Origin of the sequence: Streptomyces spiroverticillatus, assembly GCA_014650415.1 — a bacterium.
In the GTDB taxonomy this organism is placed as follows: Bacteria; Actinomycetota; Actinomycetes; order Streptomycetales; family Streptomycetaceae; genus Streptomyces; species Streptomyces spiroverticillatus.
The window spans coordinates 15,741-39,952 of record BMUX01000033.1; the positions used below are offsets into that span (position 1 = coordinate 15,741).

Below are 24,212 nucleotides of genomic sequence, written 5' to 3' on the forward strand. Positions count from 1 at the left end.
CGCCGCACGTCGTTTTCCTTCGTGCAGCAGACAAGGAGCGGTTCGTGAGCAAGATGTGGGTGGCCGGAGGGGCGGGGCTGCCGGAAGCGGCGGGCGGCATCGCGCTCGGTGGTTCGGTGCGGGCCTGGTCGGCGGGGTGCGCGGTGCGCAGCCAGCATCAGGGGCCGGTCAGTGTGAGCGTGGTCGGCGACTGCCGGGTGAGTGTCGCCGAGCTGTACGGCGCGGGTCTGGACGCGGTCCGCCGGGGCCGGTGGGCGGAGCTGACCCGGTGGGGCGGCTCGTACTGGGTGGTCGCCCGCCACGGGGAGCGCACCTTCGTGGCCGGGGACCTCGCCGGGGTGCGGGGCCTGTTCGTCGCCCAGGCGCCCGGGGGGCTGGTCTGGGGGTCGCGGGCGGCGATGGTGGCCGCGACCGTTGGTTCCCCGGGCCCGGACCTGGGGTTGCTGGCCGCGCAGATCGTGGCCGGGACGGAGCACTGGCCCGAGCGGTCGGTGTACGGCGGGGTGCGGCAGGTGCCCGGCGGGCACGGACTCCTCATCGAGGGCGACCAGTTCACGACCGTCGACCTGACAGACCTTGGGGAGCCGGTGACGCTGGAGGGCGGTGCGGAGCATGTCGGCGCGGCCCTGCGGTCGGCGGTCGAGGGCTACGTGGTGCCGTACGAGGTGGTGGGTGCGGATTTATCCGGGGGGCTGGACTCGTCCACGGCCGTGCTGCTCGCGGCGCAGCGCCGCCGGGTGTGCGCGGTGACCTACGGAGGGGAGTTGGCAAGCGTAGAGGACACGGAGTTCGCCGCCCGGGTCGCCGCGCACGCCGGTATCGCCCAGCACCTGCACCGGGGCGGCCCCGATACGTGGCACTTCTCCGGGCCGCCGCCCGCCGCGACGGACGGGCCGACCCTGTCGGCGGCGATCACGGGGCTGGATGCCGCCTATCTGCACCCGGCGGCCGGGCTGGGGGTCCATCTGACCGGGCACGGCGGGGATGTGGTGCTGGAGTCCTCGACGGCCGCGTTCGTCGACCTCCTCCAGCAGGGCCGCACACGGGAGGCGAAAGCACAGGTGACGGCGTGGGCCCGGCTGCGCGACACCGCGCCGAGGCCGCTGTGGCGGCAGGTGAAGACCGCCGCCGCCCAGGGACGCGGGCAGGCCTTGGAGGACGCCGCCTCCCTGATCGAGCGCCCTCCGGCGCAGGCGCAGGAAGAGGCCCTGGTTTGGTCGTGGTGCCGGCCGGGCCCTGCCGCCCGCTGGCTCACCCCCGGCGGGCGCACCGAAGTGGCCCGGCTGCTGCGGGAATCCGCCCAGCAGGTGCCCAAGGTGCGGGCCGGGCGGTGGGACGACTGGCAGACCCTGCGCCTCAACGGTGCCTCCGCCCGGCAGGAGATCACCCTGTACGAGACACTGCGCATCAACCCCGTCTTCCCGTACCTGGACAACGACGTCGTACGGGCCTGCTACGCGATCCCCGCCCATGAGCGGCGCCGGACCGGGCAGTACAAGCCGCTCCTGGGCGCGGCGCTGCCCGAGCTGCCGTCCTGGCTGTTCGGGCGCCGCTCCAAGGGGTCCTTCGGCCCGATCCTCCTGGCCGGGCTGCGCGCCAACCGCCAGGCCCTGCACCAACTCGTCGCCGCCAGCCCGTTCGTCCGCGACGGCCTCGTCGACGCTGCCGCCGTTGCGGACGACCTGAACCGGGCCGTCGCCGGGGACGCCGGGGCGCCGCGCGCCGCCCTCCAACTCCTCCTGACCACCTGCCTGTGGCTGGACCACCTCCCCCACCACCCGGCCCCCGCCCCAGTTACCACGGGGAGGCCGACGTGCTGAGCCGCCCCGAGCACCTGTACGTGGCCGACCCCGGGCACGGCACCACCGCCGTCCTGAACGTACGGACCGGCCAGTGGGTGTGGCTGGACGAGGACACCCGCCGCATCTGGGAGGCAGCCCTGGCCGGAGGGTGCGCGCTGCCCGCGCTCATCGACTCGGTCACCGCCCGCGGCTTCGACCCTGCCCAGACGACGGTCGCGGTCGAGACGATCGTGGACGGCCTGCGGGCCAACGGGCTCCTGGAGGACGCCCCCGTACCGCAGCAGACGCGGCGACGTTGGCGGGTGATCCTGTGCCGCTGATGACCCCCGACCCCGCCCACCGCCGCCCTCCGCTGCCCATCCGGATGCTGGCTGCGTTGGTCTTGCCGGTGGCCATCGCCGTCCACCGGCTGCCGCTGCGCTGGCTCGTCGCGGCCACCAGTGTGCTGCGGCATCTGCCGCCCGCCGAGGCTGCGTTCGCCCAGTCCCTGCACCAGGCGTTGCTTGCCGTGCGGCCCTCCTGGTGGGGCGGGCGGATCGCCTGCATGGAGGTCTCGCTCGCCACCGTCCTTGCACTCGGGCTGTGCGGGCGGCGCGTGCACTGGGTCCTGGGGGTGCGCGCTGCACCCAACGAGGCGCACGCCTGGGTCCAGGGCGACGGATTCGCTCTGGGGCTGGAGAACAACGACCCAGTCCGCCCGTGGACCCCTGCCCTCATCACCCCCACCCTCAAGGGTGAATACTGAGGCGTCACATTGACGGCGGAGTGTACGGATCTGGCCGGACGCAGGGGCGGAAACACAAATGCAGTACCGCCCTCGGGGGCGGTTCCCCTACACCAGGGCGGGTGACAGTTCCTTCGCCGGCCGCAGCCGGTACGCCGCCGCCGATGCGGATGAAAGCCGGGGCGCACGAGACGACCGCCGACTCCGTGAGCACCTGGGCCATGGCCCGCCGTCTGCCCGCCACCCTGAGACAAGCCGTACGTCTGGGGTGGCGGGCCGACCGGCGGGCCCTGCTCGCGCTTCTCGGCGCGCAGGTGCTGACCGCGGTCCTGGCCGCCGTCGCCCTGGCGACCACCACCACCGTGATCCGTGGCCTCCTCGACGTCCTGGCCGCGTACACCGCCAAGACCCCCACCGGCCACCTCGTGCAGGGCCTGGTCCCGGCCGCCGGCATCCTCGGCGGCGCGCTCGCTGCCGGTGCCCTCGCACAGGCAGCCGCGCGCGCCTCAGCCGCCCGCCTCGGCCCCCGCTGCGCCCGCGAGGCGGACGTCCGTGTCCTGCAGGCCGCCGCCGCGGTCGAGTACGCCGCCTACGAGCACCCCGGCTTCGAGGACGAACTGGAAGCCGCGGGCAAGGGCGCCGACTCCGCTCGCGACCTCGTCGACGACGCCCAAAACCTGATCTCCGCCCTAGCGCAGATGTGCGCCGCCGTCGCCGTGCTCAGCGTCCTGCACCCGGCCCTTGTCGGGCTCCTCCTCCTTGCTGCGCTCCCCCGCGGGTGGGCGGCCGTGGAGGCGGCCCGCACCGAGCACACCACTGCCCGCGCCACCCTCTCCGATTCCCGGCTGCGCTCGGTCCTGCGCAACTACGCCACCGACCGCAACACCGCCGCCGAGATCCGCACCTGCCACATGGGGCCCTTCCTCCACACCCAGTACACGCAGGTCGCCGACCGCCTCGAAGCCGAATCCCTGACCGCTGCCCTGCGCTCGCTGCGCATCCAGCTCACTGGCGACGCCCTGTCCACGCTCGCGCTCCTCGGCACGTGGGCGGCGCTCGCCGTCCTCGTCGCGACCGGCGGCGTCGACCTGGCCGCGGCCGGAACTGCCCTGTTCGCGCTGCGCACCTCCAACGCCGCGCTCACCGGCATGATGCGCGCCGCCGCCCGCCTTTTCCGCACCAGCCTCTTCCTCGACGACTGGGTGAACTTCCTGCACGCCGCGCACGCCCACCGGGCACGGCGCGGACAGCACGAGATCCCCGAGGACGGGCCGAACGTCATCAGCGCCCGCTCCCTCACCTTCACCTACCCCGGTACGTCCCGCCCGGCCGTGGACAACGTCGACCTCGACCTCAAGCGCGGCGAAGTCGTCGCCCTCGTCGGCGAGAACGGGTCCGGCAAGACCACCCTCGTGCACCTCCTGACCGGCCTCTACCTCCCCGACCCCGGAGCAGGCAGCGTCCGCTGGGACGGCATCGACCTCGCCGAAGCCAACCCCGAAACGGTCTGGGCGCGCATCGCGATGGTCCCCCAGGACTACACCCGCTGGCCGCTGCGCGCCCGCGAGAACATCACCCTCGGCACACCCCGCCCCGAAGGTGACACCGCCGTCCTGGCCGCCGCCGAAGCCGCCGGCGCCGACACCGTCCTCGCCCAGCTCCCCGACGGGCTCGACACCTCCCTGGCCCGCTCCTGGTGGGGCGGACACGACCTGTCCGGCGGGCAGTGGCAACGCATCGCCCTCGCCCGCGCCTTCCACCGCCAGGGCACCGTCCGCGTCCTCGACGAACCCACCGCCGCCCTCGACGCCCGCGCCGAACACCAGGTCTTCAGCCGCCTCAAAGCCCTCTCCGCAACAAACGGCACCACCCTCTTCATCACCCACCGCCTCGCCAACGCCCGCACCGCCGACCGCATCATCGTCATGAACCACGGCCGCATCGCAGAAACCGGCACCTACAACGAACTCCTCCACCAAGACGGCGGCCTCTTCCAGGAACTCCACCGCCTCCAGGACGGCAACCAGGACACCTGACAGTCACTCATCTCCAGCCGGAGATCGCCGTTACCGCTTGAGCAGTGCAGCACTCAGCGGCCGGACGCATTTCGGGTTGCGGGAATGCGGACTTGGCGGCCGTGGGGGCCGAGCCCGCCCAGGGGGCGACGGCGGCGGCGCGGGGTGGTCGGGGCGACGTCCTGGCCCTTGCCGCCCTGGTCCTCGATCAGGTCATCGACGCGACGAAGCGGTAGGCCCAGTTCCTGGCGGAGCTGGGCGAGCAGTTCCCCGACCGCAGCCACCGTGGCCGTAGCCAAGGGGTGGGTCCCCAGGGCGAGGGCGGTGGTCTCCATAGCCTCGATCGCGTCCTCGGCGGCGGTGGCGCTCCAGCTCCCGGCCGTCGATGCGGCGTCGCGCAGCTCGCACGAGGCGTCGGCCAGTGCCTCGGCGAAAGTCTCGACACCGGGACCGGCCGTCTCCGGCAACAGCAGTCTCATGCCTGCTCAACGAGGTTCGTCGTGGCCGGAAAACGCAGGGAGCAGCTAAGGAGGCGCGTCGTTGTGGCGGTGGCCAACCCGTACGCGGAGGCGGTCGCAACGGCAACTGCCCGGGACCGTGGTTGGTCCGGCTTTGCGGACCCGCACGGGCCAACCACGGTGCCTGAACCCGATCTGTTATCCCGTCACCGTGCGGCATGATCTGGCGCCGGACTCTGTACGGGAAACGGGGCGTGGTTGGTTCCCGGTCTGCTGCTCCGGTGCCCGCCGCGAGCCAACCATGAGGGACGGGCCGAAGCAGCGGGCTCACTGCCCGGCCGTCGACTCGCGGTCTTCGGCGCGCATGCGCTCGCCTGGTGGCGGCTCCTGACCACTGCACGGCCAGTCTTCGCACCGTCGCCCGGGGCCGGTGTCCGGACTCAGGGAAGGACCGGCAGTGGCCAGTCGAGTCGGGGTGGCCACTGGCCAGTGTCCGCCTGCGTTGGCCGCCGCTGGCCACCGTCGCCGGACGGCTTGCGGGGGTGCGTCGTGCCCACCGGCTGGCGCCGGTCACTGGGCCCGTGACCGTGTCCGCTCCACGCCGTGGTTGGTCCGCCCCACGGCACGTCTTTCGGGCCAACCAACGAGCCAACCATGAGAGGGGCTCGGGCAATCCTTCCGACGGACACGATCGGCCTGCCGCGACGCAGCGGTGCCCGCGCGGCTGCCGCACCCTGACCGATCCGGTGTTCATGGTTGGTCCGCTGGTGGGCCGCACGCCCTCGCCCAGGGCAACCAACCACCGGACCAACCATGGAGAACGATCCCTTTTCGTGATCGTGGTTGGTCGTATTTGGTTGGCTCACCAGTTGGCTGGGGTGGGTTGTCTTCGGTGTCAGCACCCGATGCCAACCCCCTGGAGTGCTCGTGTCTCCTCGTGCAACCCGCCGCTCTTCCCGACCCGTTGCGTCCGATGAGTCGTCGCCGTCGGTGGCCACCGGCTCCGCGCTCGGTCAGGCGCGCCGTCGGGTGTCCGCCGGGCGGTTGGCCGTCTGGGCGGCGCTGGCCGCAGGCCCGGCCGCTCTCGTGCTGGCCATTGCGCCGGCCCCGCGGACGGTGGCCGCTGCCTCTGTCCCGAAGGTGGCCACCCCGGTGGCCACACCGCTGGCCGCCGATCCGGCCGGGCACGCGGAGCTGTTCCTGTCCTCGTGGCTGGCCAGCAGCGAGGGGCAGACGAGCGAGCCGGCCCGCCGGGTGCAGGCGTTGGCCCCCGGGGTCGGGCTGCCGAAGGCGGCGGCTCCGGCGGCGCTGGTGTCCGCGCTGAGCACGGTGGCCACCGCCCCAACCCGGTGGGCGGTCACCGTCGCGGCCACCGACCCCAAGAGTGCCGTCCACTACTTCCAGGTGCCGCTCGCGGCGGCGGCCGGTGGCCGCCTGGTGGTGGTGGCCGGGCCCGCCGAGGTGGCCGCACCCCCGGCCGCAAACGCGCCTGCGTCTTCCTTCACGGTCACTGTGCCCTCCGGGCGGCCGCTCGCCGCGACCGTCACGGAGTTCTTCACCGCCTATCTCGGGGGCGGGCAGATCGCCCGGTACGCCGTGCCCGACGTCCAGCTGACCGCGCCGGTCTCTGCCGCCCGCAAGGCCGAGGTCACCCAGATCAGCGCCGAGAGCCAGGAGGCAGCCGGGGAGGAGGTGCCCGCGGACGGCACCCGGGTGCGGGTGCGGGTGAGGGTGCGCGCACAGCAGGACGAGCGGCAGGTGTGGCCGCTGGAGTACGGGCTGACCCTGGCCGCGCGGGCGGACCGGTGGGAGATCGCCGCGCTCACCGCCGCGCAGAACATCCCGGCGGGCGGTGTCCGGTGAAGGAACTCGTGCTCGCGGGTGCAGCGGACGCGTTGGGGGATTCGCTCATCGCGACGGTGGCCGACTGGGGCGACAAGGGTCTGAAGGCGGCCCTGATCATCATCGTGCTGATCACCGTGGCGCGCCGGGTCTCCCTGAAAGCGGGCATCGGGGCCCTGCTGGCGATGGTGATCGCGCTGTCGATCTATGACTCGCGCAATGCGCTGTCGGACAAGGTGCAGGACGAGGTCAACAACCCCGGCAACGTCGCCGTCCAACCTGAGAAGCCGGGCCAGTGACCAGCGCGCCGAGGCGTGTCGGGCGCACCTACACCGCGGCCCGCCGCCATCCGACCGTGTTCGGGCGGATCGGCGAGTGGCAGCTCCCCTTCGGCCCCTACACCCCCTTGCAGTTGTCGGTGGCCTTCCTCGGCGCGTTCGCCCTGATCAAGACCTTCAGCTGGTGGGCCTCCGCGCTCGGTCCGCTGCCGGTCGTGGGGTGGGCGGTCGCGGTATGGGCTGTACGCGGGGCCCGGATAGCCGGACGCGACCCCCTCGCCGCCGTCCTGGGCTGGGCAAGCCTGCTCGTCCGCCCTTGGGAGGGCCGGATCGGGGGCCGCCCTGCCCGATCTCCCAAGTCCCACGGCCTGTACGGCGGATTCGTCATCGAGGCCGCACCGGACACGGCTCCGGCTCCGGCTCCGGCTCCGGCTCCGGCTCCGGCGAAGCGGAGAACATCGCCGCGGCCCGTCCCCACCGCACCGGCCCTCACACGGCCGCCCGCGAGTCCCGCGCCGCGCCGGCCACACCCGGTGGTCTCGCCGGTCTCCGCCCCTTCTCCCTCCCCTTCTTCGGCTGCACCGGGTCCGTTGTCGCCGTTGCAGCAGCTGCTCGCCACTACCGCATCCAGTTCCAGGAGTTCGTCATGAGGGTCCCGATCCGGCACATCAACGGTCATCTGGTGTGGTCCGTGCAGGGCACCGTGTGGGCCCTGTGGCGCATCAGCCCCGAGGGAGGCCGCTACCAGAGCGCGCAGGTCCGCGAGGAGACCCTGGCCAAGGTGACCGCGCTGGTGCGCTCCCTGGCTGGTGCGCCCCGCATCTTCGGGCTGTGTGCGCAGACCGACCCCGGCGAGGTCGCCTTCCAGATGATCGACGGTGTCCCCCTGCCGCCTGGGCCGGACGGTGAGCAGCACCCGTGGGCCGAGACCACGGAGGCGGCGCTGGATCTGCTGGACGGGCAGGAGATGCACACCCGCACTCTGTGGCTGGCCGTCCCGCTCGCTTCCTCGTCGCGGCAGGAGGCGGGGGCAGCTGTCGCGTCGATGTGGGCGCAGCTGTCGGCTGAACTGGGCATGCAGGCGGCGCCGGTGCGGCGCAGTGAGGTGAGCGCGTGTCACCGGCAGGCGGCCCGGATCTCTGCCGCGATCGGCTCCGCGCTGGAGCTGCGTGCGGCGACGCCGGCGGAGATCGTGTGGATGGTGCAGCACTCCCTGTGCCGGGGGCTGGCGGAGCCGTTGCTCGCGGAGGCCGCCACCAGCGGCCTGTACGGCGGGCGGGTACATGGCGGGGTGCTGCGTTCGCCCTCGTACGCCGACCTGGGCCAGGTGCGGCTCGCTGAAGGCGGCCACTCCGACTCCCACGACAGCAACGACACGGGTGACGAGCATGCCCTTGAGGATGCGGATTTCGCATCAGCAAGGCGTGGCTGGGGTGCTCTGATGCGTCCGCGTCGTCAGCGGGGTTCGGGTGGTTCGCCGCTGGCGCGGCGGTGGCTGGAGGTAGAGACCGAGCACGGCACCGGTTACCAGGCCCACCTTGTGCTCTCCGAATTGCCTCCGGCGGTCTCCGGGGACACCGCCGATCTGTTCGCTCAGTTGGAGTCGTTGCCGTTTCCGGTGGACTTCACCGTCGACATGGAAGTCCTGACCGCCGCCCAGGCGCGGAAGAAGATCCAGGCGAAGAAGAAGGACTTGGTCGAGCAGGCCGACCAGTACGGGGCGCAGCCCACCGGGATGCCCTCGTCGGTGCCGGAGGCCGCCGGGGACCTGGGTGAGATGGATGCGCGGATGTCGCGGACGTCGGTGGAGGTCGAGGTCCAGTCGGTGACCGTGCTCACCGTGTGGGGGCCCACTGCAGCCGTCTGTGACGCGCGGGCCCGCGCGCTGGGCGCGGTGCTCTCGCAGGGCGACTACCGGGCGGTGCGTCCCACTGGCCGCCAGGAACAGCTCTTCGCACTCGGCCTGCCCGGTACTACCCGCCCTGCTGTGCTGCGGGAGTTCGTGCAGTACCAGCTGTCGGAGGACTGGGCTCTGATGGGTGCCGCACGCAGTGGAGAGGGTGGTGATCCGACCGGTGTCCTGATCGGGTTCGACCAGGACTGCGGCACCACCCGCCCCGTCCTGATCGATCCGGCCGACGCCCCCGCCCAGAACGCTTCCGCGTCCCTGGGTGTGGTCGGGGACTTGGGGTCGGGGAAGTCGGTGCTGCTGAAGTTGCTGAAGTCGGCCATCGTGGACAGGGGCGGGCGGGCGATCGTCATCGACCGCACCCCGGTGCGTGAGTGGGCCGCCTACGCCCAGGGCGCCGCTCCCGGGCGGCATCAGATCGTCGATGCGGCCACCGCCCAGGTCTCCATCGACCCGTTGCGGATCTTCGGCGGAGCCGTCGGCGCGCACTACGCCCTGTCCTACCTGACGCTCCAGTTGGGGATCGGGGCGATGTCGACGTCCGGGTCCGTGCTGCACCGGGCCGTCGAGGAAGCCGCCGCCTCGGACCATCCGTCGATGGCCGGGGTGCTCACCGCCCTGGATGAGATGGCGGCCGCCGATGCGGGGGCGGCGACGCGGCGGGATGCGGCGGTCACGCTGTCGGACCTGCTGCGGATCGTGGCCCGCAACCCTCTTGCCGCGATGGTCTTCGACGAAAGCCTGACGCCGCTCACCCTGGACCACACCCTCGGCTCCGACCTCGTCGTCGTCACCACCGCGGGCTTGACGCTGCCGCCGAAGGAGGCGTTCGCGCAGCCCGAAGTCCTGCGCCAGCAGCCGCTGGAAGCACTGATCGGCAGGGCGGTCCTGTACCTGATCGCGGCCATCGCGCGGCAGGCCGCGTTCTCGGACACGTCGCAGTTCTGCGGGGTGTGGGTGGACGAGTGCTACTGGCTCACCTCCTCCGCCGAGGGCACCGCCCTGGTCCACGAAATCCTCCACGACGGCCGCAAACACCTCGCCGGCCTGTTCATGGGCGGCCACGACGCCGAGGAACTCGGCCCCGACCGAGGTCTCCTCGCCTACCGGGTTCTGGCCCGCACGACCAACCGGGAACGCGCCGCGCGCGGGCTGGAGTTCCTCGGCCTGGACCCCAAGGACGAGTCCCTGCTGCGCACCGTGACCACCGACCTCTCCCCGGTCGGCCAGAAGGGGCGGGAGGGCGAGATGCTGCTGTGCGCGCCCCGCCAGAACACCTGCCGCCTCAAGGTCGCCATCCCGGCACTCGCCCGGATCCGCCAGCGGATCTCCACCACGCCCACCACCCGGCCTGCTCACGGCTCCCGCGCCGCCCGGCCTTCCCTGACGAAGGCCGTCGTGGGGGTGGGCGCATGAAGATCCGCATGCCGTTCGACCGGTACAGCGTCCGCAACACCGCCTGGGTGTGCCTGCTGGTCTTCGTGTTCGTCGTGGTCGACACCCAGGTCGCGGCCGCCGCCGACGCCAACGGAGCCGGGGCGTCCGGCGGGCTGCTGGGGCCGCTGAACCTGACCACCTCCGAAGGTGCCCCGCTGGACAACTACACGCTGGGCTCCGACCCGGGAATCATCCTGAACTTCGGTGACAACGCCCGCTCCTTCCTGCTGGGCGGGGTGTTCGCCGCGGTGCGCATGGTGTGCGGGATGGCCGGCTGGCTGACCGAATTCGTCTTCACCTTCCCCCTGCTCAACCTGCTGCTCGGGCCGGCGCAGGAGCTGTCCGACACCTACAACCACCTCGTCGTCGACACCCTCGGCCTCAAAGGCCTGCTCCTGGGCTGGGCGTTCGTCTTCGGGCTGATCCTGTTCATGCGCGGCAAGGCCGCCCGGGGGCTGGGCGAGATCATGCTCACCCTCCTGATCGCCGCGCTCGCCGCCTCCGCCCTGATCCGCCCGGACTACCTGCTGGGCAAGGACGGGCCGATGAACCAGGTCCACCAGGCCGCCGCCGAAGTCGCCGCGACAACGGTGAACGTCTACGACTTCAACACCCACGGCGACAAACCGTGCGCCGGACTGCCCGCCGCCGCTGCCCTGGCGTGCGACCAGCGCGAGTCCGCGAAGACCCCGGCCGGGGGCGCACCGCAGGCCAAGGACATCGCCAAGCCCATTCAGGACGTGCTGACCAATGCCCTGGTGGTGAAGCCGTTCATGCTGCTCCAGTACGGAAGGCTGCTGGACCCGCAGAAGGACGCCGCCGCGTACGCGGTGCACCTGCGGTGGGTGACGGGAAAGTACAAGCCGTCCTACTTCCGGGACAGTGACAAGGCCAAAGCGGCCCTCAAGCCATGCGAAAAGCTGCTCGACGCGGGGAAGGACCGTTGTAAGCAGGGAGTCCTAGAACAGCTGGCCAAAGAGGAGGGCACTGAACTCTCTCCTTCGGATGTCCCCGGGTACGAGGCAGACGACGCACCCGTCACACCGGAAAAGGTCCTGGGCTACATCTCGCCCGAGGCCCGGGAGTTCCAGCAGTTCGCCAAGGACCTGGAGAAGACCGGCCCCACGGGGAAGGCGGCTGCGGAGTACGCGCGCAGTTCCTCGTGGGAGCGGGTCGGCGCCGCGCTGCTGATGCTGATCGCCGCCGTGTTGATCGGGGCGCTGATCGGGGCGATGGCCCTGGTCATGCTCGGCACCCAAGGTGCCGAGCTCGGCGCGGCCGCCACCGGCGGAGTCGCGTTCGTGTGGGGGATGCTGCCCGGCCCGAGCCGGGTCACGGTGTGGAAGTGGGTCATGGTGTTCATGGCCTCCACCCTGCTGATGTTCGCCGTCGCCGCGTTTTTGCCCGCGTTCGGGATCGCGGTGGATGTCATGCTCACCGAGGGCGACGCCCTGCTGCTGGAACGCCTGCTGCTCCTGGACGTTCTTGCCCTGCTGGGGCTGGCCTTCCACCGCAGGCTGCTCGCCTCCGCAAGTGGTTTCGCGGACCGGCTGGCCACGCGGATGCGGTTCGCGAAGGTCGGCGGCACCCACCTGCCCGGCGACTCCTCGGAAATCGGTGCGGCCCTGGCCACCTACGCCAGCAACAGTGGCGGTGGATCGGGTGGTCTGCTCCCGATGGGCGGCGGGTTCCGGGCCGGACTGCTCGGTACCCGGCAGAAGCTGATGGGCCGTCTGGCCGCGATGAGCGACGGCACCGGCATGCCCATCAACTCCGGCCGCGTCCTGGCCGACGCGGGCGCCGAAGCCCGGCGCGGTCTTGCCCCCGCGATGCTCGCCGCGACCGGCGCCGCCATCGCCGGACGGGCCGCCCACGGGCTACTGATCGGGCAGCGCCCGGATGACGAGAAGCTCGCCACGTGGCAGAAGCCCACCGGCCCCGAAGGCGGCGAAGGGCCAGAGGGGCCCCACGGTCCACACGGCACTGGTCCACACGGCACGGGACCTCACGGCCCAGGCCCGCACGGTGGCGGTGCGCCGCTGCGAGTGGACAAGCAGACCGGTGAAGTCCTGCACGACCCGTCCGCCGACCGGCCGTTGGTCGGAGTGCGCGCGCACAACCGGCTCGTCCGCTTCCGCGGCTACCGCATCGCCCGCCGGGCGGGGATCGTCGGCTACCAGGCCACCTACGGGCTGCCCGCCACCCTCAACCGCGCCCACCAGAAACGGTCGGAGCTGTCGGAGGACGTCCGCCAGCAACTGCGGGTCACCGGCAACCAGCTGCGCGAGGACGGACGGCAGTGGGAGCCCGTCGGACAGGTCATCAACGCCTCCGCCACCGCGACCCGACAGGCCGCCCGCGACGCGGCCATGACCGGAGTCCTCCTCACCGGGCGCACCCCCACCCGGGACCACGAAGGGACGGTGCGCACCCCGCACTCCCGGCCCGCGCAGGGCACCGGGCGCGCACGCCAGCAGGTCATGGACGCGCTCATCAACGCCCAGCGCTCCACCTGGGAATCCCAGCCCCCGTGGAGTGAGCCGGACACCAGTGCCGACCAGAAGCGGGTCAAGGACGCGCTCCTGAACGCCCGGAAGGCGGCTGCGGTGACGGATCCGCCGTGGTGGCACGACGACGCCACCCCCGGCGGTGAGCACTCGTGAAGGTGAAACGGAAACTGGGGTACCTTGCGGTGCTGCTGGTGGTGGGGGCGGTGTGCTGCGCGGCACCGCTGTCGGGGACAATGTCCGCGCTGTCTGCGCTTGCTGCGCAGGCCGCCGCGAGTGAGGCGGACGGTGTCGTGGATGACGGCACCGGCGGCGGCGAAGGCTCCGCTGCCGACATCCCCACCCGGATGCTGGCCGCGTACAAGAACGCGGTCAGCCGGATCGGAAGCCAGGTCCCCGCATGCAAAGGAATGCGGTGGCCGATCCTCGCCGGGATCGCCCGCATCGAGTCCCACCACGCCCAGGGCAAGAAGATCGCCGCGAACGGTGACGTCAGTCCCCGCATTCTGGGGCCGTTGCTGGACGGGTCCGGGGTGGGCGAGAACACCACCCGGTTCAAGGACACCGACAACGGGAAGTGGGACGGCACCGCCAGCGGTGAACGGGCGGTGGGGCCCTTTCAGTTCATGCCCGGCACCTGGAACGGCTCCGGCCGTGACGCCAACGGCGACGGGCAGAACAACCCGCACAACGCCGACGACGCCGCCCTGGGAGCGGCCGTCTACCTGTGCGGCAACGGCCGCAACCTTGGTTCCCGGGACCAGCTGAAGAAGGCGCTGTTCCAGTACAACAACAGCCAGACGTACGTCCGGGACGTGCTGGGCTGGATCGACACCTACACCGAAGCCGCACGCTCCTCCGGCGGCACGGTGAACGTATCGGCGACCGGGCGGGCGAAGAAGGTCATCGACGCGGCGCTCGCCCAGCGCGGCACCCCCTACTCCTGGGGCGGCGGCAACGCCAAGGGGCCCAGCACCGGCACCTGCTGCTCCCCCAGCGGCAAGTCCGGCACCACGATCCGTGGATTCGACTGCTCGGGACTGACCACATTTGCGTTCGCCCAGGTCGGAATCCGGCTGCCCCGCACGGCGTCCGCGCAGGCCGCAGCCGGCACCCGGATACCGGCCTCCGACGGGACGGAGGCACTGCGGCCGGGCGACCTCGTCTTCTACGGCTACATCCCCACCTCCAACGCGACCATCCACCACGTCGGGATCTACCTCGGCAACGGACAGATGATCAACGCCGCCCGCCCCGGCACCACCGTCCGCATCGACGCACTCTCCTCCATGCCCGACTACGCGGGAGGGGCACGACTCCTGTGAAACGCCGACCGTCTTCGCCACGAGCCCGCCGTACTCGCTCGCCGCTGGCCCTGCTGGCCGCCGGCCTCGCACTCGTGCTCCTCGGCGTGGCACTGCTCTACGAACCCGAACCATCCACCCCGGAGCAGCCACCCGTCACCAGGTCGGCAAGGACCGCTCCACAGCGCCCGCTCCACACCGCCGACCGGACGCTCGTACGTGCTCCCCAGCCGGAGCCCACGCGGTCCCTGGTCACGGGGCCGGGCGAGCTGCCCGCGCCGGGGGAAGGGCCGCGTGCGGACCCCGCGATCCAGCGGGTGCTGCGGGCCGCCGTCCCCGACGATCTGCCCGCGCCTGTGGCGCGGCAGGTCGAGGCGCTGGGCCGGGCGGTGCTGGTCGCCGACGTCACCGGCCGCGGCCGCCCTCTGTGGCCCGCGTACTTTCCGCCCGGCCAGCCGGTACGGGCCTTCACCCGGATGCGGGTGCAGGCCACCGCCGCACAAGCCGACGGCACCAACCGGGCGGTGGTCCACCTGGTGTGGGCCGGTGCCGACCCCGGGGGCACCTACCGCGACGGCCGCCCCCACACCCTCCGCTTCCAGCACACCAACAAGCCGACCCTCCAAGGAGTTCCGTGGACACCCGTTCCGTGATCCTCGCGCAGAGCAACACCCTGCTCGACACGGCTGGCACACTCGTCACCGTGGTGGCCGCCGTTCCGGGGTGGATCACCGGCAACTTGTGGTGGCTGATCCCGCTGGCCGCCATCGCCGCGTTCGCAGTCGAGTGGCAGGTGCGGCGGCTCGCGGACAAGGCCAGCCAGTCCCGCATGGCCGTCGAACTCGTCCCCGACGACACCTTCGACCCCAGCCTGGAACAGATCTTCCGCTACGCCGTCCAGCTCGTGCGCGCTTCCGGCAGCGGACCGTGGACCGTGCCCCGGCGGGCCAAAGCGGTGCGGGTGCGGATGCGCGCGGACGGGCGCACCCCGCTGTCGTACCGCATCGAAGGCGCGGCCGGGGCCGCGCAGTTGCTGCGTACCACCCCTTACGCGCCGGCGGTGACGTGCCGTAAGGCCCCGCCGGCGAAGAAGACCAAGGCGCAGCACACCGTGCGCGCGGAGTTCGTGCTGCGCGGGCTGACCGTGGCGCCGCTGCGGGACGTGCCGCTGGAGCCGGACCCCTTGCAGCCGCTCGCGGACGCCGTCGCCGACCTGCGCACCGACCTTGGGGACGTCGCCGAGATCTGCCTGGACATCCAACGCGCCCCCGCCTGGCATCTCAAAGCCCGCAGGTGGCAGGCCATGGAGGACGCCCGCACCACCGAACACCGCGAAGCACGACGCGCCAGCTCGTGGGTGCGTCGGGATGCCGAACGCGCGGAGGACAGCGTGTGGGGGGTGCTGCGAGAACTGGTGGGCGGGCGGGAAACCCGGGGCGGGCCACGGTGGGTGATGCCGCCGGCCCCGCGACGGGTCGATGCGGACAAGGCGCTGGGCAAGCTCACCGGCACCCACCTCGTACGGGTCCAGTTGCTGGTGCGGTGTTCCTCCGACATGGAGGGCCGGGCGAAGGCACGGCTGCGGCAACTCGAAGCCGCACTCGATGTGTTCGGCGGTGAGGCCCGCTGGCAGATGCGCGGATTCCGTCTGGGGCCGTGGCACTACTCCAGCGACCGCTCCCCCGCCCGCAAGAGCTTCGACCGCCGGTGGGCCACCGGCCAAGTACGTGCCCCCCGCTCCAACTGGGTGGCCCTGGGTGAACTGGCGGGGATGCTGAAGCCGCCGACGCGACACTGCCGCCTGCCTCTGCTCGCGACCGCCGTGCCCACCTGGGTGCCCGGGAACCGGGACCTGGTGCTCCAGGGGTGGCACCGCAGCGGCGACGGGCAGCGGCGGATGGTCGCCACCCGCGAGGACGAGACCCTCTTCGAAGTCGCCGTCGGCAAGTCGGGCTGGGGCAAGACCGAACGGGCGCTCTGCCAGGCTGTCGGCCTGGCCCGCGCCGGGCGGGGGCTGCTGTTCGTGGACCCGCACGGCGACTCCTGGCACCGCGCTGCCCCTTACCTCGCTGTCGAGGAAGTGGCCGGGCGGATTGCCCGCATCGACCTGGCCGCCACGAGCCCGCAGGCCCGGAGCGGGTGCTGGAATCCGCTCGGTATGGATCAGGGCCAAGAAGCGCATCAGGTCATCGCCCAGAGCGTCGACGCTTTCGCGGCCGCGCTCGGCTGGAACGCGGTCAGCGCACCCCGGGCCCTGACCATCTTCACCAAGGCTGTCGAGGCCCTGGTCACGGTCAACACGCAGGCCTGCCGGGCGCAACAGACCGGTGCGCAGGCCACGGTGTTCCAGGTCCGGGCGCTGCTGTCCGATGCCGCCTTCAGGGAGTCGGTAGTCGCCGTCTTGGAGGAGGAGGCCGCACAGTGGTGGCGTACCTCCTTCGCCGCACTGCCCGCCGACGCGCTGCCCGTGGTCCTCAATCCCCTGGACCGGCTCGCCGCCGACCCCGTCACCCGCGCCTTCCTGGGCAACCCCGTCGGCGCGTACAACATCCGGGCGGCGATGGACGCGGGCATGGTCGTGTGGATCTGCCCGGCCGGGGACGGCCCCACCGACCGCCTCCTGGTCTCCCTACTCATGCGCGACCTGCTACGCGCAGGCCTCTCCCGAAGGGACATCCCCGCAAGGCACCGGGTCCCCTTCCGCACGTACCTGGATGAACTCATCACCCTGGACGGGGCCGCCTCCGAATCACTGGCACAAATGCAGGAACAGCTGCGGAAGTTCGGCATCCGCCTGCACGGCATGACCCAACTGCTCCAGCGCCTCTCCGAACCGGTGCGCGCCTCCCTCCTGCAGAACGCCTCCACGCTGACCACCACCGCCGGCTCCATGGCCGCCATCCGCCACATCACCGGCGAGTGGAACGAGCGCGTCGACGCCGGTGCCGTGGCCCGCCTGCCCCGCTACCACCACTACGCCACCCTCCCCGCAAAGGGCGAACGCGTCGGCCCGCTGCTCCTGGAAGGCCCGCGTCTGGAGGACGTCTTCGGCGACGGCGCGAAACCCGCCGCCGTGGGGGCACTGGCCCGGGCCGCCGACGACCTGGCCCAGGCCCGCCCCCGGGACGCACTCGCCGAAGCCGCCCTCACCCACACCACCACCGTCCAGCACTTCCTCACCCACACCAGCCGGCCCGCGCTCACTCGGCCCACCTCACGCAAGGAGTACTCATGAACCTCCCCACCCTCCCCAGCACCAGCCCGCACGACCACGCAACACCGCCGAAAACCACGTTCGTCCCCAGCACCCAGGACACCCTGCGCCACCAAGTGCTGGCCGCACTCGCCCAGCACCGCATGGCCACCACACCGCAACTGCGCCAGATGCTCCACCTGCAAAGCAGCACCCAGCGGCTCTCGGAAATCCTCACCTCCCTGCGCACCGACCACCTCATCGGCTACATCACCCTGCCCACCTCCGGACGCACCCGCGCCTGGTACCTGGAAACAGACGGCGTACGCATCACCCGCGACTGGCCGGAACTGCGCGGGCGCCCCCCGTACCCGGTCACCACCTCCACCGCCGCCTCCCTGCGCACCGCCCACACCCTCACCGTCGTCCGCACCCACCTCGCGTTCTCCCACGACGCCCACCAGCGGGGCGACGAACACGGCTACCTCGACTGGACCCCCGAAGTCGCCCACCCACTCCCCGACGGAGAGCGCCTCATCGCCGACGCCCTGCTGCACTACACCGTCACCCAGGACGACGTCCGGTCCAAGCTCCGGGCGTTCATCGAGGTGGACCGGGCCACCATGAGCGCGGAACGCCTGGCGAGCAAGCTCATCGAGTACGCCCGCTTCCACAGCTACCAGCCCGTGCAGCCGGGCCGGCGCAGCACTCACACCGCACAGGTGGTCACCGGCCCCGCCTGGCAGCGCTGGTACCCGCGCTTCCCCCGGGTCCTGTTCATCCTCACCGGCGCCGGGCCCCGTGCGCTCGCCAACCGCATCGCCGACCTCAAGGCAATGGCCGCCGAACACCCGATGGTCGCCGCGACGGCCCGTCAGGTCCCCTTGGGTGCAGCCGTGTTGGAGGAAATGGAGGAGGCGGGCCCGCAGGCGCCGGTCTGGACCCGGCTGGGCGCACCCTCGGACCGGTGCGGGTGGACGGAGCTGTGACCCCGCCCCTCACTCCACCGTCTCGTGCTGCCCATTTCCTCCACAACCACACGCCGACATTCACCAGCTCACGCGACCTTTTTCGCACAGGATGCCGGATTCAAATCGTTTATGCGGGTGGGACGTTGATCTTCATCTGCGTAACGTGCCGACTACACAGAACGATCAACTCCGTTTGCCTGTGCGCCACTACGCGCTGCACCACGCCCACCGCACCACCGCCCTGGGGTCTTCTCATGAGCCGAACCGCACCGCAGACCAACACACCTGGCCCCCGCCCACGGATGCGTGCCGCCCTCACCATCGCAGGCACCCTCCTCACCCTCACCGCCACCGGCTGCACCACCCAGGCCCCACCCCCAGACGCCAAACCCACGACCGACACTCAGGCCACCAGCTCGACCACCCCGTCGCCGGCAACAAGCAGCGCCGACCCGCTGGCCGCCGAGAAGGCCGCCGCGCTGACGTCGTACGACAACTTCCTGCGGGAACAGGCGCGGGCGTACGAGATCGTCAACGTGGAAGCCACCTCGGTGAACAAGTACGTGAGCGGCAACGCACTCAAGCAAGTCCACATGGACGTGCAGTCCCTCAAGGGCGCGGGCAATCATGCCGAGGGCGCACCGAAGAACGACTCGAAGGTGACGAAGATCAGCATGGGCGGGAAGCTGCCCACCGCCACGATCACGTCCTGCTTGGACGTGACGCCAGTAAAGATCATCGACAAGCAGGGCAAAACCGTTCCGCATGCCGGGTCCCTCAGCAAATACATCGCGGTGACAACGCTGGAGAAGTGGCCCAACGGCTGGATGGTCCTGGACGAAGGGCCGGAGGGACGCGCATGCACACCTCGCGCTTAGCAGCCCTCGCGCCCGTCGTTGCCGTCTCCCTTGTTCTGCTCGCAGGACCCGCAGCAGCTGATCCTCTGCCCCCGGGCCACAAAGGGGGCGCGGGCCCATGCCTCGGGCAGTTGGGTAGGACCTGCGTGAACGCTCATGACACTGGCTCCTACCGGAAAACCCAGCCCAGTTCAGGGAAGACGTCACCGAAGCCGGCGCGTCAGGGCAAGGTCTCCGCGGACGAACCAGTGTGCGTCTCGACACTGATGGATCCGCAGCCCCCGGAGGGCAGTGTCGAGCGCGGTAACAGGACCGGCACTATCTATCAGCGCAAGTGCGTGACGAACGGCAATACCGGTGCCATGACGGTCACGTTCGAAGAGGGCGGTGCACCCGGAGCAGCAGCCGCTCCGGCTGTCGACCCGCTGGTTGTAGCGCATCAGGCAGTGGACTCGATGCTGCTGGAAGGCCCCAAGATCCAGACCGCGCCCAAGCAGGGTGCGATCGGACTGGTGGGGCTGCCCGTGTGGCTGTGGTCGGCGCCTTCGCCCACCACGACCGGCCCGAATGTGGCGTCGGCGACGGCGGGTGCGGTGACGGTGACTGCGACGGCGAAGGTGACGTCGATCGTGTGGAGGCCCGGCGACGGGCAGACCGTGACGTGCCCCGGGCCCGGTACCCCCTACAGCGCGGCGTACGGGAAGAGGCCGTCGCCGACCTGCGGGCACGTCTACACCCGGACGTCGGGCAAGCAGCCGGGTGCGAAGTACCAGTTGACCGCCACGTCGACGTGGTCGGTGGAGTGGCAGGTCCAGGGCACCGCCCTGGGCGGCGAGTTCACCGAGACCCGCACCTCCGCACCGGCACCGCTGGCGATCGGCGAGGCGCAGGCGGTCGGGAACTGATGGGCCACCTCAGGAACAGAAGGGCAGTACGTACGTGAGCAAGACAGCAACCAAGCCGGTGGTGCCCGCCCAACAGCACACTGCGCCTGCGGTGGCGGTGGGTGTCAAGGCGCGCCGTCGCCGTCCGGCGATGGCCGCGCTCGGCGTCGCTTTGATTGCGGCGGGCGGGCTCGGCGGGTTCCTGGCCTTTCAGGAGACCGGGCACCGCACCCCGGTCCTCGCGGTGGCCCGGGCCGTGCAGGCCGGCGACGTCATCCGGGACACCGACCTGGTCGTCGCCTCCGTCGCGCTGGACCCGGCGCTCAAGCCGGTGGCGGCCGCCGACCGCGACACGGTGGTCGGCAAGCGCGCTGCTGCTGCGTTGATTCCAGGGGCGCTGCTCGCGAAGGGGCAGGTCACCGACCGTGCTCTGGTCCAGCCTGGTGAGCAGTTGGTGGGGATCGGGCTCAAGCCCGCGCAGCTCCCTGCGAGCCGCCTGTCGCCCGGGGACACCGTGATCGTGGTGTCGACGCCGTCGGAGGCCGCGCGGGCCGCACAGGACTCGACCGGCAAGAACGGTGTGGCGAAGGCGCCGCAGACGGTGACGGCGCGGGTGGTACGGGTCGGGGACAGGGCGGCGAACACCGGCGAGGTCGTCGTCGACGTCGCCGTGCCGGCCGCCGACGGACCGGCGCTCGCGGCGCAGGCCGCGACCGGGAACGTGGCGCTCACCCTCGATGCCGGGGGGAGTCGCTGATGGCGGTCATCGCTCTGGTGGGCACGCCGGGCTCCCCCGGGGTCACCAGCAGCGCGCTCGCGCTGCTGCGCACCTGGCCCCTGGAAGACAACTGGCGGGTACTGCTGGCGGAATGCGACCCCGACGGCGGGGCGGTGCTGCCCGGTGCGCTCCAGTCCCGGCTGCCTGCCGACCGTGGTCTGCGCCACCTCGCGGTGTCCTCCCGTCTCCAGGGCCAGGACCTGGTGCAGGCGTTCTGGACCCAGCTGATCGCCCTCAACTTCGAGGGCGACGCCCAGGGTGCGCGGCGGCGTCTGCTGCTGCCGGGGCTCACCGATCTCGCTCAGGCCTCCCGTCTCGGAGCGGTCTGGCCGCAGCTCGCGGACCTGTTCGCCGGGATCGAGGCGCACCAGCACGATGTGCTGGTCGATCTGGGCCGCTCGGGTGCCTTCGGGGCGCCCGGGGTGCTGGCGCTGGAGGCCGATACGGTCCTTGTCGTCGTACGGGGCACCCTGCGCGGCGTCCATGCCGCCTCCTCCCGGGTGGCGGCGCTGCGCCGGCGGATGGAGGGCGAGGACGGTCGCGGGTCGTCGGGGCTCGGCGTCCTGCTGATCACCGAAGGCGCCTACTCGGCCCGGGAGGTCGAGGAGGCGCTCGGTGTCCCGGTGGTGCTGACGCTTCCGTACGCGCCGAAGGACGCGTCCGTGCTCTCCGACGGGGGCTCGGAGGACCGGCGGTTCGCCCGCTGCGAGCTGCTGCGCGCCGCCCGCACCGGTGCCGCCGCGATGCGTGGACAGGGCGCCGCACGGCGGCCGAGGATCACGTCGCCGCTGCATCAGAAGCTGCGGGAGGTGGCCGCCGGTGGACGCTGAACCCCTCTACCCCGAGCCCTACCGCCTCCCCCAGCCCGGCAACGGAAAGGTTCCGCCACCGACGGCGGGTACGGGCGGCGCCGCCTCGGCTGTTCCCCTCGGCGGTGCGGGGCTGCCGCAGGTCCGCGTCGACTACCAGGCCGCCGCTCGGCTCAAGCGGCAGGTGTCCGAACGGCTGCTGGCCGAGCACAAGGACAACACGGCGCTCGTGGGGGCGGCCCGCGAACAGCGCGGCCGCGCCCTGATCAATGAAGCGGTGACGGTGTGGGCCGACGTTGCCGGCCTGCGCCCGGGCGGTGTGCAGCCCGGGGAGGAACAGGCGTTGGCGGGCATGGTGTTCGACATGCTCTTCCGGGCGGGGCGTTTGCAGCGGCTTCTGGACGACCCGCGGATCGACAACATTTACATCAACGGTCACGACAACGTGACCGTGGACCTGGGTGATGACCAGCTGGTGCGCGTGGAGCCGGTGGCGGACTCCGAGGAGGAACTCAAGGAGCTGCTGCGGGACTTGGCGCGCACCAGCGGCCAGAGCGAGCGCACCTTGTCGACGGCGAACCCGATGCTGGCGCTGCGGCTGGCCGACGGCTCCCGTCTCCAGGCTCTCGGTGACGAGATCACCGGCGAGCGCACGTACGTCACCATCCGCCGCCACCGCGTCCAGGACGCCACCCTGAAGGATCTGATCGGGTACGGGACGCTGGACGACACCCTCGCCGCGTTCCTCGCGGCGTGTGTGCGCGGCGAACGCAACATCATGATCGTCGGGGAGCAGGGATCCGGTAAGACATCGCTGCTGCGGGCGTTGCTGCGGGAGATCCCGGCCTCCGAGCGGTTCGGGACGTTGGAGACCGAGTTCGAGCTGTGGGCGCATCGCAACGGTCACCACACCCAGGTGGTGCCGATGGAGGCGCGGGAGTCCAACGGCGAGCGGGTCGACGGGCGGGCGGCCGGTGAGATCACGCTGATGGATCTCATGCACAAGGCCCTGCGCATGTCGCTGACGCGGATCGTGGTCGGGGAAGTACGCGGGCCGGAGATCACCGCGCTGATGCAGGCGTTGACCAATGGGCGCGGCGGGAACCTGTGCACGATGCACGCCTCCGGGCCGCATGTGGTGTTCGACCGGATCGCCGAGCTCTACCTCCTGGCCCAGGGCAACTTCAGCGAAGCGCTCGCGTACCGGCAGATCGCCAACGGGCTGCACTTCATTGTGTTCGTTGCCGTCGACACCACCCAGGGCGGCAAACGCCGTTACATCTCCCACGTCTGGGAGATCACCGGCGTCGGCGAAGGCGGGCGCCCCGCCTACAACCAGGTCTTCGGCCCCTCCCCGGCCACCGGGCAGGGCTGGGAGGTGCCCGAGGCGCGCGCTGTTGCGCTGACGCCGCCGACCCCGGCCACGCTGCGCCGGCTCAAGGCGGCCGGGTTCGATCCGCGGCTGCTGCACCCAGGCGCGGTCCATCCGTGGCTGGAGGTGGGGGCATGACCGGGATGCTGTGGTGGGCCCTGTGCGGGGCGCTGCTGGCCGGGGGCCTGCTCGCCCTCGTGACGGGAATCGTCGGGACGGCGCAGCCGAGGCGGATCAGCCGGTGGGCCCGGTGGCGGGTCCGCGCTGCGGACTCGGCACGCTCCGGTGCAATGCCGCTGCGGCTGCTGGCCCCGGGCGCAGGCCTTGTCTTCGTGGTGGTGTGGCTGCTGAGCGGGGTGTTCATGGCCGCTCTGCTGCTGGGCCTGTCGGTGGTGGGAGTGCCGTGGCTGCTCACCCCGGCCGCCTCCGCCAAGGCCCGTATCAGCCAGCTCGAAGCGCTCTCCGACTGGGCACAGCGCCTGGCCGACGTCCTGCACCTAGGCTTCGGGATGGAGCAGGCGCTGGTGACCGGGCGCAAGAACCCGCCGGCGGCGCTGGCGCGGGAGATCACCGACCTGGCGGACAAGCTCCAGGCCGGATGGTCGGCGGAGGAGGCGTTGCGGGACTTCGCCGATGCCCTGGACGACATCACCGCCGACAAGGTGTGTGCGTCGCTGGCGCTGTGCGCCCGGGATTCCGGTCCGGGGCTGGCCCAGTGCCTGGAGGACCTGGCCGCCTCGGTACGGGAGGAGGTCGCCTCCCGGCGGAAGATCGAGGCCGATCGTGCCAAGGCCCGGACCGCGGTGCGGTGGATGACCGTCATCGCCGTGCTCATCGTGCCGTGCGGGTTCCTCGTACCGAACTACACCGCCCCGTACGCCACGGTCATCGGGCAGTTGGTGATGGCGCTGCTGGGCCTGGCCTTCGCCGGGGTCCTGTTGTGGATGCGGTCGCTGGCCACTCACCGGCCCGTCGCCCGCTTCCTGATCGCCGACCCGCGCAGCCGGGTCAAACACGCCGCCGAGCCCAAACCCGTTCTCGTACCAGCTGGTGTGGAGGTCAGGCAGTGAGT

At 71.6% G+C, this 24,212-nt stretch carries 20 protein-coding genes; 19 read left to right on the plus strand and 1 reads right to left on the minus strand.

The window, feature by feature from the left end:
- The first annotated feature begins 53 nt into the window (after positions 1-53).
- The 4 genes from IE269_RS40705 to IE269_RS40720 all read left to right on the plus strand — a co-directional run bounded on the left by IE269_RS40705 (position 54) and on the right by IE269_RS40720 (position 4,562).
- A complete protein-coding gene (locus IE269_RS40705) occupies positions 54-1,820 on the plus strand; it encodes an asparagine synthase-related protein (RefSeq protein WP_229898605.1) in 1,767 nt (588 codons plus the stop codon).
- The gene (locus IE269_RS40710; RefSeq protein WP_189828397.1) at positions 1,814-2,122 is read left to right on the plus strand and encodes a PqqD family protein; all 309 of its coding nucleotides are present in this window, start codon (positions 1,814-1,816) and stop codon (positions 2,120-2,122) included. Before IE269_RS40705 ends, IE269_RS40710 begins: the two co-directional genes overlap by 7 nt.
- On the plus strand, positions 2,122-2,547 hold the full coding sequence (locus IE269_RS40715; protein ID WP_189828398.1) for a lasso peptide biosynthesis B2 protein: 426 nt from the start codon (positions 2,122-2,124) through the stop codon (positions 2,545-2,547). The genes IE269_RS40710 and IE269_RS40715 overlap by 1 nt, the downstream gene beginning before the upstream one ends.
- 143 nt (positions 2,548-2,690) lie before the next feature.
- Positions 2,691-4,562, plus strand: coding sequence for an ATP-binding cassette domain-containing protein (locus IE269_RS40720; RefSeq protein WP_189828399.1), 1,872 nt, complete (start codon positions 2,691-2,693; stop codon positions 4,560-4,562).
- A 53-nt stretch (positions 4,563-4,615) separates the two neighbouring features.
- Here IE269_RS40720 and IE269_RS40725 read toward each other — a convergent pair whose 3' ends face one another.
- The gene (locus IE269_RS40725) at positions 4,616-5,020 is read right to left on the minus strand and encodes a hypothetical protein (RefSeq protein WP_189828400.1); all 405 of its coding nucleotides are present in this window, start codon (positions 5,018-5,020) and stop codon (positions 4,616-4,618) included.
- A gap of 969 nt (positions 5,021-5,989) precedes the next feature.
- Between IE269_RS40725 and IE269_RS40730 the strand changes: the two genes are divergently transcribed.
- From IE269_RS40730 to IE269_RS40800, 15 genes are all read left to right on the plus strand, one after another.
- Positions 5,990-6,862 (plus strand): conjugal transfer protein, encoded by an 873-nt coding sequence (locus tag IE269_RS40730; protein ID WP_189828401.1) that lies wholly within the window; start codon positions 5,990-5,992, stop codon positions 6,860-6,862.
- Positions 6,859-7,140 (plus strand): hypothetical protein, encoded by a 282-nt coding sequence (locus IE269_RS40735; protein WP_189828402.1) that lies wholly within the window; start codon positions 6,859-6,861, stop codon positions 7,138-7,140. Before IE269_RS40730 ends, IE269_RS40735 begins: the two co-directional genes overlap by 4 nt.
- Positions 7,137-7,769: a hypothetical protein gene (locus IE269_RS40740; RefSeq protein WP_189828403.1), complete on the plus strand. Its 633-nt coding sequence runs from the start codon at positions 7,137-7,139 to the stop codon at positions 7,767-7,769. The genes IE269_RS40735 and IE269_RS40740 overlap by 4 nt, the downstream gene beginning before the upstream one ends.
- The gene (locus IE269_RS40745) at positions 7,766-10,444 is read left to right on the plus strand and encodes an ATP-binding protein (protein ID WP_189828404.1); all 2,679 of its coding nucleotides are present in this window, start codon (positions 7,766-7,768) and stop codon (positions 10,442-10,444) included. Before IE269_RS40740 ends, IE269_RS40745 begins: the two co-directional genes overlap by 4 nt.
- Complete coding sequence (locus IE269_RS40750) at positions 10,441-13,128, plus strand: hypothetical protein (protein ID WP_189828405.1); 2,688 nt, start codon at positions 10,441-10,443, stop codon at positions 13,126-13,128. Before IE269_RS40745 ends, IE269_RS40750 begins: the two co-directional genes overlap by 4 nt.
- A gap of 2 nt (positions 13,129-13,130) precedes the next feature.
- The gene (locus IE269_RS40755; RefSeq protein WP_229898598.1) at positions 13,131-14,297 is read left to right on the plus strand and encodes a C40 family peptidase; all 1,167 of its coding nucleotides are present in this window, start codon (positions 13,131-13,133) and stop codon (positions 14,295-14,297) included.
- Complete coding sequence (locus tag IE269_RS40760; protein ID WP_189828406.1) at positions 14,294-14,929, plus strand: hypothetical protein; 636 nt, start codon at positions 14,294-14,296, stop codon at positions 14,927-14,929. Before IE269_RS40755 ends, IE269_RS40760 begins: the two co-directional genes overlap by 4 nt.
- Positions 14,911-17,511, plus strand: a complete 2,601-nt coding sequence (locus tag IE269_RS40765; RefSeq protein WP_189828407.1) for a type IV secretory system conjugative DNA transfer family protein — start codon at positions 14,911-14,913, stop codon at positions 17,509-17,511. Before IE269_RS40760 ends, IE269_RS40765 begins: the two co-directional genes overlap by 19 nt.
- The gene (locus IE269_RS40770) at positions 17,508-18,458 is read left to right on the plus strand and encodes a replication-relaxation family protein (RefSeq protein ID WP_189828408.1); all 951 of its coding nucleotides are present in this window, start codon (positions 17,508-17,510) and stop codon (positions 18,456-18,458) included. Before IE269_RS40765 ends, IE269_RS40770 begins: the two co-directional genes overlap by 4 nt.
- 236 nt (positions 18,459-18,694) lie before the next feature.
- A complete protein-coding gene (locus IE269_RS40775; RefSeq protein ID WP_189828409.1) occupies positions 18,695-19,318 on the plus strand; it encodes a hypothetical protein in 624 nt (207 codons plus the stop codon).
- 341 nt (positions 19,319-19,659) lie between these two features.
- Positions 19,660-20,202: an ATP/GTP-binding protein gene (locus tag IE269_RS40780; protein ID WP_229898599.1), complete on the plus strand. Its 543-nt coding sequence runs from the start codon at positions 19,660-19,662 to the stop codon at positions 20,200-20,202.
- 34 nt (positions 20,203-20,236) lie between these two features.
- A complete protein-coding gene (locus IE269_RS40785; protein ID WP_229898600.1) occupies positions 20,237-20,938 on the plus strand; it encodes an SAF domain-containing protein in 702 nt (233 codons plus the stop codon).
- On the plus strand, positions 20,938-21,789 hold the full coding sequence (locus IE269_RS40790; RefSeq protein WP_189828411.1) for a CpaE/TadZ family protein: 852 nt from the start codon (positions 20,938-20,940) through the stop codon (positions 21,787-21,789). Before IE269_RS40785 ends, IE269_RS40790 begins: the two co-directional genes overlap by 1 nt.
- Positions 21,779-23,278, plus strand: coding sequence for a TadA family conjugal transfer-associated ATPase (locus tag IE269_RS40795; protein WP_189828412.1), 1,500 nt, complete (start codon positions 21,779-21,781; stop codon positions 23,276-23,278). Before IE269_RS40790 ends, IE269_RS40795 begins: the two co-directional genes overlap by 11 nt.
- The gene (locus IE269_RS40800; RefSeq protein ID WP_189828413.1) at positions 23,275-24,210 is read left to right on the plus strand and encodes a type II secretion system F family protein; all 936 of its coding nucleotides are present in this window, start codon (positions 23,275-23,277) and stop codon (positions 24,208-24,210) included. The genes IE269_RS40795 and IE269_RS40800 overlap by 4 nt, the downstream gene beginning before the upstream one ends.
- The last annotated feature ends 2 nt before the right edge of the window (positions 24,211-24,212 follow it).

Excerpts from the sequence above, each read along its gene's own strand:
- IE269_RS40705 (WP_229898605.1), top strand. The coding sequence starts at position 54 with ATGTGGGTGGCCGGAGGGGCGGGGCTGCCGGAAGCGGCGGGCGGCATC.
- IE269_RS40715 (WP_189828398.1), top strand. The coding sequence starts at position 2,122 with ATGACCCCCGACCCCGCCCACCGCCGCCCTCCGCTGCCCATCCGGATG.
- IE269_RS40720 (WP_189828399.1), top strand. The coding sequence starts at position 2,691 with ATGCGGATGAAAGCCGGGGCGCACGAGACGACCGCCGACTCCGTGAGC.
- IE269_RS40725 (WP_189828400.1), bottom strand. The coding sequence starts at position 5,020 with ATGAGACTGCTGTTGCCGGAGACGGCCGGTCCCGGTGTCGAGACTTTC.
- IE269_RS40745 (WP_189828404.1), top strand. The coding sequence starts at position 7,766 with ATGAGGGTCCCGATCCGGCACATCAACGGTCATCTGGTGTGGTCCGTG.
- IE269_RS40750 (WP_189828405.1), top strand. The coding sequence starts at position 10,441 with ATGAAGATCCGCATGCCGTTCGACCGGTACAGCGTCCGCAACACCGCC.
- IE269_RS40770 (WP_189828408.1), top strand. The coding sequence starts at position 17,508 with ATGAACCTCCCCACCCTCCCCAGCACCAGCCCGCACGACCACGCAACA.
- IE269_RS40775 (WP_189828409.1), top strand. The coding sequence starts at position 18,695 with ATGAGCCGAACCGCACCGCAGACCAACACACCTGGCCCCCGCCCACGG.
- IE269_RS40780 (WP_229898599.1), top strand. The coding sequence starts at position 19,660 with ATGACGGTCACGTTCGAAGAGGGCGGTGCACCCGGAGCAGCAGCCGCT.
- IE269_RS40790 (WP_189828411.1), top strand. The coding sequence starts at position 20,938 with ATGGCGGTCATCGCTCTGGTGGGCACGCCGGGCTCCCCCGGGGTCACC.
- IE269_RS40800 (WP_189828413.1), top strand. The coding sequence starts at position 23,275 with ATGACCGGGATGCTGTGGTGGGCCCTGTGCGGGGCGCTGCTGGCCGGG.